General features: G+C 50.9%; 12 protein-coding genes and 1 pseudogene. 9 read left to right on the top strand and 4 right to left on the bottom strand.

The window, feature by feature from the left end; translation table 11 throughout:
• Positions 1-42 precede the first annotated feature (42 nt).
• Positions 43-1,437 carry a chromosomal replication initiator protein DnaA gene (dnaA, locus tag GF423_RS00005; RefSeq protein ID WP_154326409.1) on the top strand — a complete coding sequence of 465 codons (1,395 nt, stop codon included), beginning with the start codon at positions 43-45 and terminating at the stop codon, positions 1,435-1,437.
• Positions 1,438-1,582: 145 nt separating this feature from the next.
• Here dnaA and GF423_RS00010 read toward each other — a convergent pair whose 3' ends face one another.
• Both GF423_RS00010 and GF423_RS00015 read right to left on the bottom strand, forming a co-directional pair.
• Positions 1,583-3,202, bottom strand: a complete 1,620-nt coding sequence (locus tag GF423_RS00010; RefSeq protein WP_154326410.1) for a hypothetical protein — start codon at positions 3,200-3,202, stop codon at positions 1,583-1,585.
• A gap of 171 nt (positions 3,203-3,373) precedes the next feature.
• Positions 3,374-4,525 (bottom strand): hypothetical protein, encoded by a 1,152-nt coding sequence (locus GF423_RS00015; RefSeq protein WP_154326411.1) that lies wholly within the window; start codon positions 4,523-4,525, stop codon positions 3,374-3,376.
• Positions 4,526-4,834: 309 nt separating this feature from the next.
• On the opposite strand from GF423_RS00015, the gene GF423_RS00020 reads away from it, so the two are divergent.
• The 5 genes from GF423_RS00020 (at position 4,835) to GF423_RS00040 (ending at position 9,257) form a co-directional block, all read left to right on the top strand.
• The gene (locus GF423_RS00020) at positions 4,835-6,577 is read left to right on the top strand and encodes a bifunctional metallophosphatase/5'-nucleotidase (RefSeq protein WP_394367034.1); all 1,743 of its coding nucleotides are present in this window, start codon (positions 4,835-4,837) and stop codon (positions 6,575-6,577) included.
• A gap of 4 nt (positions 6,578-6,581) precedes the next feature.
• Positions 6,582-7,337 carry a hypothetical protein gene (locus GF423_RS00025; protein WP_154326412.1) on the top strand — a complete coding sequence of 252 codons (756 nt, stop codon included), beginning with the start codon at positions 6,582-6,584 and terminating at the stop codon, positions 7,335-7,337.
• A gap of 131 nt (positions 7,338-7,468) precedes the next feature.
• Positions 7,469-8,197, top strand: a complete 729-nt coding sequence (locus GF423_RS00030; protein ID WP_154326413.1) for a 50S ribosomal protein L25 — start codon at positions 7,469-7,471, stop codon at positions 8,195-8,197.
• A 21-nt stretch (positions 8,198-8,218) separates the two neighbouring features.
• On the top strand, positions 8,219-8,782 hold the full coding sequence (gene pth / locus GF423_RS00035) for an aminoacyl-tRNA hydrolase (protein ID WP_154326414.1): 564 nt from the start codon (positions 8,219-8,221) through the stop codon (positions 8,780-8,782).
• 7 nt (positions 8,783-8,789) lie between these two features.
• Entirely contained in the window at positions 8,790-9,257 is a 468-nt protein-coding gene (locus tag GF423_RS00040) for an RNA-binding S4 domain-containing protein (RefSeq protein ID WP_154328942.1), read from the top strand.
• An 83-nt stretch (positions 9,258-9,340) separates the two neighbouring features.
• Here GF423_RS00040 and GF423_RS00045 read toward each other — a convergent pair whose 3' ends face one another.
• The gene (locus GF423_RS00045) at positions 9,341-11,167 is read right to left on the bottom strand and encodes an outer membrane protein assembly factor BamB family protein (RefSeq protein WP_154326415.1); all 1,827 of its coding nucleotides are present in this window, start codon (positions 11,165-11,167) and stop codon (positions 9,341-9,343) included.
• A gap of 442 nt (positions 11,168-11,609) precedes the next feature.
• On the opposite strand from GF423_RS00045, the pseudogene GF423_RS00050 reads away from it, so the two are divergent.
• The 3 genes and pseudogenes from GF423_RS00050 to GF423_RS00060 all read left to right on the top strand — a co-directional run.
• Positions 11,610-12,482 (top strand): annotated as a pseudogene (locus tag GF423_RS00050) (IS1380-like element IS612 family transposase); the annotation flags it as partial.
• Positions 12,483-12,584: 102 nt separating this feature from the next.
• The gene (locus tag GF423_RS00055; protein WP_154326416.1) at positions 12,585-14,528 is read left to right on the top strand and encodes an IS1634 family transposase; all 1,944 of its coding nucleotides are present in this window, start codon (positions 12,585-12,587) and stop codon (positions 14,526-14,528) included.
• A 66-nt stretch (positions 14,529-14,594) separates the two neighbouring features.
• The gene (locus GF423_RS00060) at positions 14,595-15,902 is read left to right on the top strand and encodes an IS1380-like element IS612 family transposase (protein ID WP_154328943.1); all 1,308 of its coding nucleotides are present in this window, start codon (positions 14,595-14,597) and stop codon (positions 15,900-15,902) included.
• 274 nt (positions 15,903-16,176) lie between these two features.
• On the opposite strand, the gene GF423_RS00070 is transcribed toward GF423_RS00060, so the two are convergent.
• Entirely contained in the window at positions 16,177-16,461 is a 285-nt protein-coding gene (locus tag GF423_RS00070; protein WP_154326417.1) for a hypothetical protein, read from the bottom strand.
• Between the last annotated feature and the right edge of the window lie 7 nt (positions 16,462-16,468).

Here is a 16,468-nt window from a genome sequence, read left to right on the forward strand (position 1 = left end):
TTGTACTACAAAAAGTGCCTCTTTTTGTTTTTATCATTATTAATGACAGCATCAAGTCAACATATCGAGAAATGGAATGAATGCCTTGCAATCATCAAGGACAATCTGCCCGTAGAGCAGTATAATGCTTGGTTTGCCCCCATTACTGCTTTGAAGTTTGACGACGGCAAGCTTGTTTTGCACGCACCCACGCAATACTTTGTTGAGCAAATTGAGTCAAGGTACCTCAACTTGCTCAAAGCTGTGATAATGCGTGTTTTTGGTAAGGTCAAGCTTTACTACAACTACGATGTTGTGAGCCACGAGCAGTCGGTGACCGAGGAAAACGATAACTCGAGCACGGTCATCAACAACCGCTACTTGTCGCAGTCGCGCCAGCCAGGCAACCCCTTTGAGCCTGTGCAGTATGCCGACGTTGACCCGCAGCTCAATCCTCGCAACACCTTTGAGAACTATTGCGACAGCAATAGCAACAAACTTGCAGTGAGCATTGGCATGGCTATAGCTACCGACCCCAATTGCAAGACATTTAACCCCTTGTTCATTTTCGGCCCAACGGGCGTGGGCAAGACCCATCTCATTCAAGCCATAGGCATCAAGATAAAAGAGAACAACCCGCGCGCGCGCGTCCTTTACCTCACGGCTCGCATTTTTGAAAGTCAGTACACAACTGCTGTGCGCGACAACAAGGTGAACGACTTCATCAACTTTTATCAAAGCATGGATGTGCTTATTCTTGACGACATACAGGAGTTTGCCGGCAAGCAAAAGACACAAAACACATTCTACCACATTTTCAACCAGCTTCACAGCCATGGCAAGCAGTTGATACTCTCAAGCGACTGCCGCCCCAGTGAGCTCGACGGCATGGTGCCACGCCTCATATCGCGTTTCAAGTGGGGCATGACTGTCGAATTGTCTAAGCCCGACTACGCGCTGCGTCGCAACGTACTGGAGCTCAAGGCATCGCAAGATGGACTTGTAATACCCGCCGAGGTGCTCGACTACATTGCAAGCAACGTTACCGACAGCATACGTGAGCTTGAGGGCATTGTGGTCTCACTCCTGGCCCATGCCACGATGCTCAACCAAGACATCAACATCGACCTGGCACGGTCGGTGATATCCAACTCGGTGAAAATCAATAAGCGCCAAGTTACGTTTGATATGATTGCCGAGACGGTAGCCAAACATTACAACATCGACTCGTCGCTCATCTATGGCAAAACCCGCAAGCGTGAGATATCTGATGCCAGGCAACTCGTGATGTACTTTGCACGCAAGGAGACCCAGCTGTCGTCAACCAACATTGGCATGCGGCTCGACCGTAACCATGCAACTGTGCTTCATGCCATCAAGCAAATTGAGCAAAGGCTGTCGGTAGAAAAGTCTTTCAGAGAGGAAGTTGAAAAAATCGAGGCTGAATTGAAGAAATAAATCATTCTCATATTTTTCACGCGACGGGCTTACTGGCAAATATCAAAAGTGAGCCCGTTTTCATGTGATTGATGATAAACAGCAATAAGCCGCCAGTCGTGATATCGACTGACGGCTTGTTTAGGAGTGTAATATGCTACTTGACTTATTTCACGACCTTGGTTGTCGTGTGGCTGCCATCGGTGTAATTGGTCACAACGATGTTTACGCCCTGGAAGGGCTCGGCGCTTTCTTGACCGCTCACGTTGTAGTAGCGCACGCTACTCACCGTCTTGGCAGCAGTCAAGTCGTTAACGCCCGTCGAGAGGGTAACCTTGAAGTTGAAGGCACTGCGTGCTGCCACCTCGCAGTCGTTGTTGTCGCGCGGGAGCTGGACTTCAACCAAAGTCTCCTTGCCGTTGTCGCAAGCATAGAGATTGTTGGCGCAGTCAAATGCTATATCGTTGAAGCCACGCAACTTTGTAGTTGTGATTGTATACAGCTCGGTAAGGGTGGGATTGGCCAGTGCTGCTGCCTGTTGTGCTGTGCTGCTTGTGCCTGCAGCCACCTTGTAGATGCCAAGCTTGTTGTTGCCTTTCGGTATAGCAAGCAGGCTGTAGTCGGTGTTGTAGGCAATGCCGCCGCCACGCACCACAGTCTTGATGTCGCTATAGTCCTCGGTCCAGTTGCCGTCGGCTCCACGGCTCACGTGCTTTAGCGCCGGCTGGGCATCGGTTGGTTCGCCGCGATATTGGGCATACCATATGCCGTTGCCGTCTTGGTCGTAGGCCAGTGATACCGACTGGGCCGAGATGGTGTACTGGCCGTCGAGCGGCATCACCATTGTGCTGGCCGAGATGGGGTCGCTCCAGCTTGTGGCTGTGCCCAGAGCATACTCGTTGCAGCTATAGTTCTCATAAGAGTATGACATGCCGTATTTCGACGACAGGTTTACAATCTTCAAGTCTTTTCCGCTGCCCACTATGTCGAAGGCTGCACTTGCGATTGCCACAGTTTTGCCCTCGGCGTTGGTCACGATACCCGTTGTGTCGGCTGCCAGAGTGCCATTGAAGATGGGAGTCCACTTGCTGAGGTCGTTGGGATCGAGCTCGTAGATGGGGTTGTTCACGCAGTCGAGCATGCCCACAAACACGCGGCCGTCTTTGCTTATTCTCACTTTCTTTACATGGAATGCTGTCGATTGAGCGCCCTTGGGATATTTGAAGTTTGCCATCGAAAGGCCGCCGTCGTAGCGTGCCACGAAGTTCAACTGCGGGTCAAACTCGAAGAGCCCGATGCCGCCATGCTGCTGAGAGAAATAAGTAGAGGGGGCCGAGGCTTGGCTCTCGCCGCACAGCACGCGGCCGAAGTGAGCACTCTCGGGATTGTTGTCGATGGCGATGCCATAGGGCGACCAGAACTGGATGGCCTTGTCCATTTCGACAGGTGACGTGATTGCAGCGCCTGTAGCTGTTATGCTCCAGGTGTAGGCGCCGTTTTTCAGGTCGCTCACTGCAACATCGGCAGTGTGCGTGCCTGCCGTCAATGCCTCGGCAGCTGTCAACTCCACAGTTTTTACAGGGGTGGTTGCACCGTCTTTATAGAAATTGATGGCAACTTTGGTTGCAGCGGCATTGAGCGTGTAGCTTATGGGCAGAGCTTCGGCGTAGCCTTCGACAAATTGATTGCCCTCGGGGAGGATGGCCGAGATGCCGTAGGCAAATGGATTCTGTGCACTGGCAGTGAGTGCTGCCATACACAGGCAGGTTAGTAAGATTTTCTTCATCGTTTATTTGTTTTAAGTAGTTAAATATATAAAAGGCTTCATGTTTGACGTGTCTTAAAGGTAGAGAGGAATTGCAGGGTGCATTCCTATTTAAGGAAGCAAATTGACAAAGGGCCTCGGCAGCTGTTTAAACCGAGGCCCTTTTACGTCTAAATTAATGCTCAGGTCATTTTATTTCATCACCTTGGTTGCAGTGTGACTGCCATCGGTGTAGTTGGTCACAACGATGTTCATGCCTTGGAACGGTTCGGCACTTTGCATGCCCAGAGTGTTCACATAGGTCACGTTCTTCACAGTCTTGGCTGCGGTCACATTGTTTACACCCGTGCTTTGGGGAGTAGTAAACTTGTAGGTGCGCAGGCCACCGCCAGGATAGACTTGATAAATAGTCTGGGTGCTGGGGTCAACTGTCAGCCAGTCGGCCTGGAAACCATTAGCATTGGCTGTTGCCACTGCGTCAACTTGTATCACAGGAGCCTCGCCAGCGCTGATGGTGCCATCGTCGTTGAAGGTAATCTCGGCCACTGCAAAACCGTCAAAATAGTTGGTAGGAGTGGGATATGCAATGTAGTTCTTGCCTTCGTACACAAATGGATAAGCGCCATTGCAAGCACCCTTGTTGGGCAGGGTAATAGGAGTAACCTTGAAGTTCTCACCATCCATCACCATGTCGCATGGAGTGGCGCTGCGCGACACATAGAGATAGTGCATGTCTTCGCTGCCTACAGGCTTCCAGGGCATGACAACAGTAGAGGTGCTTGGAGTTGTTCCTGCAGCAATTGCCTGATAAGAATTGTCGACATCGAGCTCGTCATCAGCAACTCGCATTATGCCTACGCCTGTGTTGGTAGCTCCCACAAGATAGAGTGAACCATCGGTGAGCATGTTGCCTTCGGCGCAGCCCAAGAAGTCGCAACGACCCTTAACAATAGATTCGGTAGGCAAGTTGTAATTTTTCACCGTTTTGCCATCGGCGCTCACAACCTTGATTTGTACGGTGTCGGTGCGGTATTCATTGGGGAACGTGCAAAGACTGATGACAATATTGCCCGCTTCGTCATAGGAAACACCAGTGGCTTTGCCCGATGGAATCGTTTTCACGAGCTTGCCCGTGAGGTCATACACTTGAAGCTCTTGTTTTGCCTTGTTTTGGATATAGAACTGGTTGTTAAGGCCAAAGCCTTGACGGCATTCAAGACTTGGCAACTCTGCAGGCCAAGCCACATCGGTAGCCTTGGTGATGGTGTAACCATCGGCTGTAGTATCGGCCAAGGCACTGGTAAACATTGCTGCACAAGCAGCTAAAAGTAAAACTTTCTTCATAATAATTTTTAGTTTAAGTTAAATTAAAAGATTAATATCTTATTATATAAAGTGTATATGTCGTTTGAGTTTCCGCACATGAAAGGTATATTTGGTAGCTTTCACATTTTTTCAAGGCAAATTTAACGCTGTATTTTCAAAATTGCAAATTTCAGCTGTAAATTTTCATTAAATCGCGAGCCTGGGGTGCAATTTATTTTGTCGCACATCGCTCCATCGCGATAATGCACCGCCTGCACAACACAATTGAGTTGTGCATGATGCAGTTTTTTGTAACTTTGCACAGTAAAAGAAACAATTACAGCAACTATGAAGAAGAAACAGTTGATATTGCCGTTCATGGCCATGTGCATTGCACTGGTCATGACGGTGCAACATGCTCAAGGAGCGAATGACAACAATGGCGAGGTGCGCATCACTCTGCTCGAGACAAGTGACGTGCACGGGTGTTTTTTCCCATATGACTTCATCACTGGCAAGCCACGGGCAGGCTCGATAGCCCGACTTAGCACCTATGTCGACTCGCTGCGCGCCACACTGGGCGACGGCCTTGTATTGCTCGACAATGGCGATATTCTGCAAGGGCAGCCCATCAGCTACTACTACAACTATGTGGACACCACCCAGCAAAATATTGCGGCGCAGGTCGTGAATTACCTGGGCTATGATGCCCAAGCGGTGGGCAACCACGACGTTGAGCCAGGACACGCCGTGTACGACAAGTGGATGGGCGAGGTGAAATGCCCCGTGCTGGGTGCCAACATTGTGAACACTGCAACGGGCTCCCCCTATGTGAAACCCTACACGATATTGCACAAGAAAGGCGTGAAAATTGCTGTGCTGGGCATGTTGACGCCTGCCATCCCCAACTGGCTTGCACCGCGCATCTACAGCGGCCTGCGCATCGACGACATCGTTGAGAGCTGCAAGTATTGGATAAAATACATCCACGACAACGAGAACCCCGACCTCGTCGTGGGATTGTTTCACAGTGGCCTTGAGGGCGGCATTGTCACGTCGTCTTATTGCGAAAACGAAGCTCTGGCCGTTGCCAGGCAGGTCGAGGGCATCGACATCATCTTCTTTGGTCACGACCACGTGAAGCACAACAGCGTGGAAAACGGGGTGTTGCTGCTCAACTCGGCCAACAATGCCATGCAGGTGGCCAGAGCCGACGTCACCCTGCATCGCGAAGGCGACTGCAGCTGGAGGCTCGACATGAAAAAGGGCTCGTTGGTCGACTATACCACCATCAAGCCCGACAGCCAGTATATGGCACATTTCAAGCCCCAGCTCGACAGCGTGAAGTCATGGGTAAACCAGCCCATTGGTACACTCGAGAGCGACTTGAGTAGCGAGGACTGCTTCTTTGGCAACAGCGCCTTTACCGATTTGATTCTGAACCTTCAGCTCAAGCTCACCGGAGCCGATGTGGCTTTCAATGCACCACTCTCGGCTCATGCTGTGCTACACAAGGGCACCATCACAGTGGGTGACATGTTCAACCTTTACCGGTTTGAAAACCAGCTCTATGTGATGAAACTCACAGGTGAAGAAATAAGGAAGCACTTGGAGATGAGCTACGACCTGTGGGTAAACACCATGACCAGTCCAAGCGATCACCTTTTCAACCTTTCGGCAAGCAACGGCAACAAGGGATTATGGTTTGCTAACCCCACCTACAACTTTGACAGCGCCGCGGGCATCGACTATGTGGTCGACGTGTCCAAGCCCAAAGGCAGCAAGGTGAAGATATTGAGGATGAGCAATGGCAAGCCCTTCGACTTGCACAAGACCTACAAGGTGGCACTCAACAGCTACCGTGCCAACGGCGGCGGGCAGCTCCTGACCAAGGGCGCAGGCATAGCCAAGGATGAGCTGGAAAGCCGCGTGATATACAAGAGTGCACGCGACCAGCGATTCTACTTGATGCAAGAAATCAAGCGAGAGGGAACAATTGCGCCCAAACCTAACAACAACTGGCGCTTCGTGCCCGAGCAGTGGGTGAAGCCAGCTGCCCAACGCGACCGCGCCATACTGTTTGGAAAATAAAGAAATGCGTATTATTTTTCTCATCATGCTGCTGGCAGCCATGTGCACCACAGCCTGCAATACACTAAAAAACATGGACTCAACTCTCAACAACCAGCAACTGCTCGCAGTCGACACTGTCGCGGCACTGGGGCATCGATACATTGTAATGAAACCAAAAGCTGGGACTGAAGTGCTCACGCAGAGCGGCACCGCTCCCGATGTGAACGACGGCAGCTTGCTGCTCAGTGTGGCTGCAGCTTTCACCGGCGACGACCTCACGACAGTGTGTGGCGACCATGTCGTGGCAGGAACACTGCACAAGGGATATGCCGATGTGACAACGACCGGGCACATGCTCATCGTGGATGGTAAGGTGAAAATTTTGCCCAGCGACATCATAGACCAATCCATAAAATCGGCCACAGCACATCGTGGCTACCTATTTCAGCAATGCTATATTGTAGAAAACGGTGTCGCACACGTCGATCGCATCCCGCAAGCCATCATCGACCGCAGGCCGCACATCATTTTCAGAGCTGCAGTGCTCATGGCCGATGGCAGCTTCGCTATCGTGCAAGGTGCCGACGAGCAATATCCCGAGGAGTTTGTTGCAGGCATTGTGCAACTGGGAGCGCGCGATGCTCTGTATCTCGACATGGGCACTTGGGCCTATGGGTGGTATCGCACTATGGCAGGTGGCACGACGACCGAGCTTGCCAAGCGCTACGACAACACCCGATTCCAAAGCAATTGGCTCATAATAAGAGCAAAAAAATGATTACAGACGAGTCTCATATTTATTTGGTGAAGAGGCAAAAAAGTTGTACCTTTGCACCGCTTTAAAGTTTCCGTGTGATGGGAAATTAAGGCAATACACTTAATTTTTAGTAACACAATCAATTACAAACAATGAAAACTTTTCAATTAAACGCAGAACCAAGAACTGATCTTGGCAAGAAGGCCGCCAAGGCCCTTCGCAACGAGAAAAAAATCCCCGTAGTGCTCAATGGCGGCAAGCTCATCCAGTTTGAGCAAAACGAAAAGGGCGAGTGGGTTTACAATGGCAAGCTCGAAGCTGGCGAGAAAGCGGTGATGACCACTGCAGCTGGCAAGGGTGTGATAACTACCGACCTGGTCGTGAAATTCAACGACGTGCGCAAGTTGGTCTACACGCCCGAGATTTATGTCGTCGACCTTACCTTCAACGGCGAGACGCACAAGGCAGTTCTCAAAGATATTCAATTCCACCCACTCACCGACGACATCCTGCACATGGACTTCCTCGAGGTGAACGACCAGAAGCCTGTGGTAGTAGAGGTGCCTGTGCACGTCACTGGCCACGCTGCTGGTGTGAAGGCAGGTGGCAAGCTCTACCTCAACATGAAGCGTGTGAAGGTGAAGGGCATCTACACCAACATTCCCGAGTCGCTCGACGTCAATGTCGATGCACTCACGATTGGCAAGGCTATCAAGGTGGGCGACCTCAAGTTTGACAACTTCGAGCTTGTAAGCGCCAAGGATCTTGTGATCACCGGTGTGCGTGCAACGCGCAATGCTGCCACCGACGATGCCACAGCAACAGCCGAAGGTGCCGAGGGTGAAGAGGGCGCAGCTGCTACCGGCGCTGCAGCCGAGTAATTCAATATCAAATTACGCTGAATGAAGTATTTAATTGTCGGCTTGGGTAACATTGGTGAAGAATACCAAGGCACCCGCCACAACATAGGTTTTACAGTATTGGATGCCTTTGCCAAGGCGTCCAATATTGTTTTCACAACCCAGCGTTACGGTGATGTGGCCGAAATGCGCCTCAAGAACCAGCAATTGCTGCTCTTGAAACCGTCGACCTACATGAACCTGAGCGGTGAGGCCGTGAGATACTGGAAAAATAAAGAAAATATCGATCTCGACCACATTCTCGTGGTTGTCGACGACATCGCATTGCCCTTTGGCGTGATACGCCTGCGTGGCAAGGGGGCCGACGGCGGCCACAATGGGTTGAAAAACATCACAGCCATGCTGGGTTCGAACGCCTTTGCCCGGCTGCGTTTCGGCATGGGCAATGATTTTCCCCGCGGCATGCAGATCGACTATGTGCTGGGCCACCCCACTGATGATGAGCTGGCCATACTGCCCCAGCGCATCGATGTAGCCATCGAAGCCATCAAGGCCTTTTGCCTCTCGGGCCTGAGTTTTGCAATGACCAATTTCAACAACAAGTGAGTGCATGATGAAGGACGTGAGAATTGACAAATGGCTCTGGGCTGTGCGCGTGTTCAAGACGCGTTCGATGGCTACCGAGGCTTGCAAACTGGGCCGTGTGACAATAGCGGGCATGAACGTGAAGCCTTCGCACATTATCAAAGTGGGCGACAAGATATCGGTGCGCAAGCCGCCCATCACGTTCACCTTCGAGGTGCTTGCGCTGCTCGACAACAGGGTAGGGGCCAAGTTGGTGCCCAACTACTTGAAAAATGTGACTACGCCCGACCAGTATGAGTTGCTTGAAATGGCACGCATAGGCGGTTTTGTCAAGCGACAGAAGGGCTTGGGACGCCCTACCAAGAAGGATGGGCGAGAAATGAAAGAGTTCACCGAAGAGGCTTTCTTTGGTTTTGACGACTGGGACGATGAGAATCCCTTGTGGACCGAGGACGACGAGAAAAAGCTCGGGAGCAGGCATCACACCGAGGGTTAAGGCTCTCTATTATAAAAAAAGCAAGTCCTGGACAGTGTTTTACCCGCTGTTCAGGACTTGCAGTATATCATGTGATTTGTGGTCTACCTCGATATTTTGTAGATTGTGCCCTCGATGAGCGAGCAATACACATCGCCAGTGCCAGGGTCAACAGCAAAGCCGTTCACCTCGCTGCTGCCCATTTCATACTTCACCACCACCTGGTGGGTTTTCTCGTCGACGATGGCCAGCATGCCCTGACGGCTGCCCGTGTAGATGTAGCCGTTGTGCACAAGGATGGGGCAGGGAGCATGCTCGTAGCCCATGCCCAGGTCAACTGACCACAGCAGGTTGAAAGCACTGTCCTCGGTGCTCATGGCCACGAGCATGCCTTCCATAGTCTTGGCATAGGCCACCTTGCCGTCTTCGCTCGCCCCAAGGCTCTCGCGCACCTTGCGTGCCTGAGTTTCACGCCACAATTGGGTGCCGGTTTTGCGGTCGATGGCTGTAGCGGCACGGTCGGGGGCAACGATGAGCACGCGGTCGCTCGTGACCACAGGCACCACGTTGCCAGGGCTCAGCAGGTTTTGCGATTTTCCGTTGCTCCACGACCACTCGAGGCGGCCAGTTTTCTTGTCGAGGCAACGCAGGCGGGTATCCCAAGCTCCAAATATCACATCGCCGTCTTTCACCACTGGTTCGGCCTGGCAATAATTGCCAATGCTGTCGTATTGCCACTTGAGCTTGTGGCGGTCGACATTCCATGCCTGGAATATCTTGTATCCGCCTTGATACAAGATGCCATCGGCAATGAGACCATCGGCCACATAGGGACCTGCAGCTTTATACTGCCATACCATTTTGCCAGTTGTCTTGTTTAGCCACACAAGGCGCTTGTCGGCCGTGGGTACAATCACATATTTCTGGCCTACAACCGGGCGTGAAAACAGCATGGCGTCGGTCTTGTAGCCCCACCGCACTTGACGAGAAGCCTTGTCTACAGCCTTGCAATAGCCCAGCGAGTTGCCGAAATAGATGTTGCGGCTATCGACGGCCAGACGCGTGAAAATGGACGCATTGTCGGCATATACCTTTTGAACGTTGAAGCCAGCCGAAACCAGGTTTTGGAATTTGGGCTTAGGCGTGTCGTAATAATCGAGATTAGGCTTATACACATACATGAGTTCTGGCTCGTTGCCGATGCGCTTGTTGTAGACTTGTATCCAATCACGTTTCAAGTCCACATCCATGAGTGTGTAGCCATAGTCGTGGTTGTGCATGTCGAGGGCCCTCACCACAATGCCCATAATGCCATCGGTTTCATACTGTTTCCATGCATGGTAGTGGCCGCCCAGGTGGGTGATGACGGGATATTTCTTCAACACCTTCACATAGTCGCGGAAGTTGTCGAGATCGGCATTGATGGGGTAGTGATTGAAACTGAACACCTTCATGCCCGGTTTTACCCGCTCGGCCAGGGTCTTGTCGAGCCACAAGAGGTCTTCCTGCTTGATGTGACCGTCGCCCATTTTCATGAAGGGGCCACAGTTCATGCCCACAACCACGAGAGAGTCGATGTTGAAGACGAAGCGGTCGGCGCCCCACAGGTCGTTGAAGGTCTTGCACGCGCTTTGGCTCCAAGTGTTTTCATGATTGCCTGGTATCACATATAAGGGCTTGGTGAGGCTGTCGAGAATCGATTTCACATTTCGCAACTGTGCATCGCTGCCCTCGTTGGTCAAGTCGCCAGTCAAGACCACAACATCCACGTCACTCTTGTTGATTTCGGCAACCGCAGCTTTAAGCTGTTGCTCGTTGGCGTTGCCGGGAGTGACATGGATGTCGCTCAAGATTGCAAATTTCTGGGAAAATACCGGTATCGCGACAAGCAATGCGACCACCAGTGTGAGAACTCTAATGATTTTGTTCATGTCAATGTGTTGTTTTATAATTTGTACACAAAGATAAGTATTTTTTCAGAATTGCAAAGTGCCGTGCAAAAGTTAAGGAACGAGCCAAGGGAGAAAGTCATGACTCGTTCCTGTATCATAATCTATGGGGGAAATATTATAATATTGGCAGCAGACAGTCTTATGTATTTGAGTCATTTGATAGGTATATGAATAATACTGATAATTTACAAGAGGATTACGCATATAATGATAAGCGTCCTATGAATGTAGGACACGTTGCAATAGAGTTTTATCTAATTGAGTATTACCTTAATTCCGCAACACTATAATTTAACTTTATTTATAAGTTCCTGAGCAACAATAAGTTGCCTAGGATTTTGCCGTGTCAGATTTTTCACTTATCTTAGTGTTGCAATTAGAAAACAAGCGAAAATCGTAACAAGGCGCTGCAAAGGTACAAATAAAATTCGAAAAACTCACACCTTTTGGAGGAATTTTTTCAATCATGGAGAAATTTGACTCCATGCTTTCACCCGTTATCGACTCAACACTGGGTCAGAGATGCCGCAGTATCTTCGGATATCAGTTCAGCGAGATAGTCCGTTCGCTGATGAGCGTTTATTTCTGTGGCGGCTCATGCGTGGAAGATGTAACGTCACAACTGATGCGCCATCTCTCGTATCATCCTACCCTTCGTACATGCAGCTCTGATACCATCCTCAGAGCCATCAAGGAACTGACACAGGAAAACATCTCCTATACTTCCGACCAAGGCAAGACCTATGATTTCAATACTGCAGACAAACTCAACACATTGCTTATAAACGCTTTGGTTTCTACAGGCGAGTTGAAGGAAATTGAGGAATACGATGTTGACTTTGACCATCAGTTTCTTGAAACGGAGAAGTATGATGCAAAACCGACCTACAAAAAGTTCCTCGGCTACAGGCCTGGCGTATATGTTATCGGTGACAAGATAGTCTATATCGAGAACAGCGATGGTAACACGAATGTGCGTTTTCATCAGGCAGACACCCATAAGAGATTCTTCGCTCTTCTGGAATCCCAGAACATCCGTGTAAATCGCTTCAGGGCAGACTGCGGTTCCTGCTCGAAGGAAATCGTCAGTGAGATAGAGAAGCATTGCAAACATTTCTACATCCGTGCCAACCGATGCAGTTCGCTCTACAATGACATCTTTGCTCTGAGAGGATGGAAGACGGAGGAGATTAACGGCATCCAGTTCGAACTCAATTCCATTCTCGTTGAGAAATGGGAAGGCAAGTGCTATCGTCTTGTCATCCAGAGACAAAGACGCAACAGCGGGACTTTGACAGTTAGAGTGTAAAATTTTTTCTAATGAATTGTTGCACAGTTCATTTTTTATTTGTATATTTGTAGCTAATAGTAGTTATTACATTAAAGGATTATCGATATGAAGGCGACATTCGGCACTACAAAGAAGGGCACGTGGGCTTACATCCAGAAGTCGGTGCGCATCGACGGCAAGTCTACCACAAAGACTGTCAGGCGGCTGGGGCTGCTTGAGGACATCAGGCGCAAGTACGGCTGCCAGGACCCGCGCCAGTGGGTCAGGGACCTGGCGGCCCGCATGACCGAGGAGGAGAAGGCCGGCAGGGAGCGCATTTCGGTTGACTTCTACCCGGGCCAGACCGTGGGGATGGGCGACCTGCCTCTGCGGGCGGGCGGCGACCTGATGCTGCTGCCGCTCTACAACAGGCTCGGCCTGCCCCGCATGTGCGCCGAGATCAAGAAGGCGAGCAAGGCGAAGTTCGACCTCGACGGGATATTGAGGACGCTGGTCACGGGCCGTCTGCTCTTCCCCTGCTCCAAGCAGAGGACGCTGCGAAAGGCGCAGGGGCTGGTGCGGCCCCCGAAGTTCGGCGAGGCCGACATGTACCGGGCCCTGAGCCTGCTCTCGGGCCACATCGACGACATCCAGGCCGGCGTCTACGCCTGCTCGGCCAGGTTCATGGAACGCAGGGACAGGGTGATCTACTACGACTGCACCAACTACTACTTCGAGATCGAGGACAACGACAGGGACACGGTGAACATAGAGACCGGCGAGCTCGTGGCCGGGCTGCGCAAGCGCGGCAAGTCGAAAGAGAACCGGCCCAGCCCCATCGTGCAGATGGGCATGTTCATGGACATGGACGGCATCCCGCTGGCCTTTGTGGTCTTCCCGGGCAACGAGTCGGAGCAGGCCACGCTCCAGCCGCTCGAGGATGTGCTGAGGCGCAAGTTCGGCCTGACCGAGTTCGTCGTCTCCACCGACGCCGGCCTGGCCTCGGAGGGCAACCGGCGCTACAACATGGACCAGGGCCGCGACTACATCTGCGTCCAGTCGATCCCCTCGCTGCCCGCCGCCGACCGCCGGGCCGCCGTCGACCCCAGGGGCTGGAGGCTGGGCTACTGCGCCGACGGGGAAAAGGCCAGGCTGCTGCACGAGAAGTACTCCGACGGCGGCCTCTACAACCTGGACGTGCTGCGCGAGGGCGGCCAGGCTGACAGCTCCCTGCTGCGCCAGACCACATTCTACAAGGAGATACTTGTCGACAAAACCGTGAAATGCCTCAACCCGCAGTGGCTCGAGGCCCGCAGGGAGAACCCCGGCGCAACGCCCGTCGACGCCCGGGGGCGACGCATCAGGCAATGGCAAAGCTCCTCCAGGGCCGAGAGGGTCATCATCACCTACAGCCACGACTTCGCCCTCTTCCTCAGGCACAAGCGCGCCGAGCGCCTCGCGGCGGCCAGGAAGATAGTGGCCAGGGGGCAGGCCAACCCGCGCCGCTCGCAGCAGTCACCGCTCAACTACATAGAGACCATACACAAGACCGACGACGGACAGACGGCCGTCAAGACCGAGATGGTCATCAATGACGACATCCTAGGGCAGGAGGAGAAGCTCGACGGCTTCTACGCCTACGCCACCTCGCTCGACGACGAGGCCGCGTTCGTGCTCAAGGCACGCTCCTTCCATCACGAGATAGAGCACCTGTTCCGCACCACCAAGACCCACCTCGAGGCCAGACCCGTCTACCTCTCCAGGCAGGACCGCATCCGCTCCCACTTCCTCGTCTGCTTCCTCGCACTGCTGCTGCTCAAGCTCCTGCAAAAGCAGCTGGCCGACTCGTTCCCCGAGGCCTACAAGGAGCACCCCCTGACCGTCGACCAGCTGATCGACACTCTCCAGAACCTGCGCTTCGGACAAATCCAGGGACTGGGATACGTGCCCATGTTCCAGCGCACCAGCCTCACCGACCAACTGCAAGAGCTTGCCGGTGTGGAAGTTAACAAACAGATAATCACAAAAGCAGCGATGAACGCGTTCTACCGAAAGGTTAACAAAGGTTAATCCTTGCAGCACCGAAAAATTAGCTACATTACTTTACTATGTAAAGTATTGTGTAGTAACACGTTAATACAACAAACTGTCAAATTAGGAAAGGTACAAATAAAATTCGAAAAACTCACACCTTTTGGAGGAATTTTTTCAATCATGGAGAAATTTGACTCCATGCTTTCACCCGTTATCGACTCAACACTGGGTCAGAGATGCAGCAGTATCTTCGGATATCAGTTCAGCGAGATAGTCCGTTCGCTGATGAGCGTTTATTTCTGTGGCGGCTCATGCGTGGAAGACGTAACGTCACAACTGATGCGCCATCTCTCGTATCATCCTACCCTTCGTACATGCAGCTCTGATACCATCCTCAGAGCCATCAAGGAACTGACACAGGAAAACATCTCCTATACTTCCGACCAAGGCAAGACCTATGATTTCAATACTGCAGACAAACTCAACACATTGCTTATAAACGCTTTGGTTTCTACAGGCGAGTTGAAGGAAATTGAGGAATACGATGTTGACTTTGACCATCAGTTCCTTGAAACGGAGAAGTATGATGCAAAACCGACCTACAAAAAGTTCCTCGGCTACAGGCCTGGCGTATATGTTATCGGTGACAAGATAGTCTATATCGAGAACAGCGATGGTAACACGAATGTGCGTTTTCATCAGGCAGACACCCATAAGAGATTCTTCGCTCTTCTGGAATCCCAGAACATCCGTGTAAATCGCTTCAGGGCAGACTGCGGTTCCTGCTCGAAGGAAATCGTCAGTGAGATAGAGAAGCATTGCAAACATTTCTACATCCGTGCCAACCGATGCAGTTCGCTCTACAATGACATCTTTGCTCTGAGAGGATGGAAGACGGAGGAGATTAACGGCATCCAGTTCGAACTCAATTCCATTCTCGTTGAGAAATGGGAAGGCAAGTGCTATCGTCTTGTCATCCAGAGACAAAGACGCAACAGTGGCGACCTTGACCTGTGGGAAGGCGAATACACTTACCGTTGTATTCTGACCAACGATTACAAGTCATCGACAAGGGACATTGTTGAATTCTACAATCTGCGTGGCGGCAAGGAACGTATCTTTGACGACATGAACAACGGATTCGGTTGGAGCAGGCTCCCCAAGTCATTCATGGCGGAGAATACTGTCTTTCTTCTGCTTACTGCATTGATACACAATTTCTACAAGACCATCATGAGCAGGCTTGACACCAAGGCTTTTGGGCTCAAGAAAACGAGTCGCATAAAGGCTTTTGTCTTCAGATTCATCTCCGTACCTGCCAAGTGGATCATGACTGCAAGGCAATACGTGCTGAATATCTACACAGAGAACCGAGCTTATGCAAAACCCTTCAAAACAGAATTCGGATAAGAATCCTTTCTTTCCGGTTTGAATCTGCGTATTACCTCAAGTCGCATCGTGGGGTAAGGGGATGGTGGCTACATATTGATGTTGTGCTGTTGCTTTTTACTGAAAGCTGCTACTAACGACTCATAAATCTACCCTTAATCGTGTATTGGATGATAGTTGCGGATTTTAGGTATTATTATTTGTTTTGCAAATAGGGTTTCCTCATTTATTACAAAACTTATCCCCAATTGATAGCTGGTTGCCACATTTTGAACAAAAATTCTCCATTATTTAATTATCTCAATTTATTAACAACACTTACCAAAGCCTCAACAGCTTTTTGTTTGTTTTTAGTAAAGTACCATACTGAATTATTATCTTTTGTTTCCAGAAGCACACAGCCAAGAGATTTTAATTCATCTTCCAACAATTCCGTATCGCCTGTTAGATGAAACGTGCCATCCGTAATTTGAATGATTTTTAATGGCTTAACACGCTTAATGTTTATAAGCCCATCTGGAATGTCAATGTTGAATTTGATTGACTCTCCAGCACTATCTTGTGTTACATTGATTTGCATTTCTTTA

It is taken from the genome of Sodaliphilus pleomorphus (assembly GCF_009676955.1).
Taxonomy (GTDB): Bacteria; Bacteroidota; Bacteroidia; order Bacteroidales; family Muribaculaceae; genus Sodaliphilus; species Sodaliphilus pleomorphus.

Bases quoted from the DNA above. Each gene is read 5' to 3' on its own strand.
- pth (WP_154326414.1), top strand. From the start codon at position 8,219: ATGAAGTATTTAATTGTCGGCTTGGGTAACATTGGTGAAGAATACCAA.
- GF423_RS00045 (WP_154326415.1), bottom strand. From the start codon at position 11,167: ATGAACAAAATCATTAGAGTTCTCACACTGGTGGTCGCATTGCTTGTC.
- GF423_RS00010 (WP_154326410.1), bottom strand. From the start codon at position 3,202: ATGAAGAAAATCTTACTAACCTGCCTGTGTATGGCAGCACTCACTGCC.
- GF423_RS00030 (WP_154326413.1), top strand. From the start codon at position 7,469: ATGAAAACTTTTCAATTAAACGCAGAACCAAGAACTGATCTTGGCAAG.
- GF423_RS00055 (WP_154326416.1), top strand. From the start codon at position 12,585: ATGAAGGCGACATTCGGCACTACAAAGAAGGGCACGTGGGCTTACATC.
- dnaA (WP_154326409.1), top strand. From the start codon at position 43: ATGACAGCATCAAGTCAACATATCGAGAAATGGAATGAATGCCTTGCA.
- GF423_RS00020 (WP_394367034.1), top strand. From the start codon at position 4,835: ATGAAGAAGAAACAGTTGATATTGCCGTTCATGGCCATGTGCATTGCA.
- GF423_RS00040 (WP_154328942.1), top strand. From the start codon at position 8,790: ATGAAGGACGTGAGAATTGACAAATGGCTCTGGGCTGTGCGCGTGTTC.
- GF423_RS00025 (WP_154326412.1), top strand. From the start codon at position 6,582: ATGCGTATTATTTTTCTCATCATGCTGCTGGCAGCCATGTGCACCACA.
- GF423_RS00015 (WP_154326411.1), bottom strand. From the start codon at position 4,525: ATGAAGAAAGTTTTACTTTTAGCTGCTTGTGCAGCAATGTTTACCAGT.
- GF423_RS00070 (WP_154326417.1), bottom strand. From the start codon at position 16,461: ATGCAAATCAATGTAACACAAGATAGTGCTGGAGAGTCAATCAAATTC.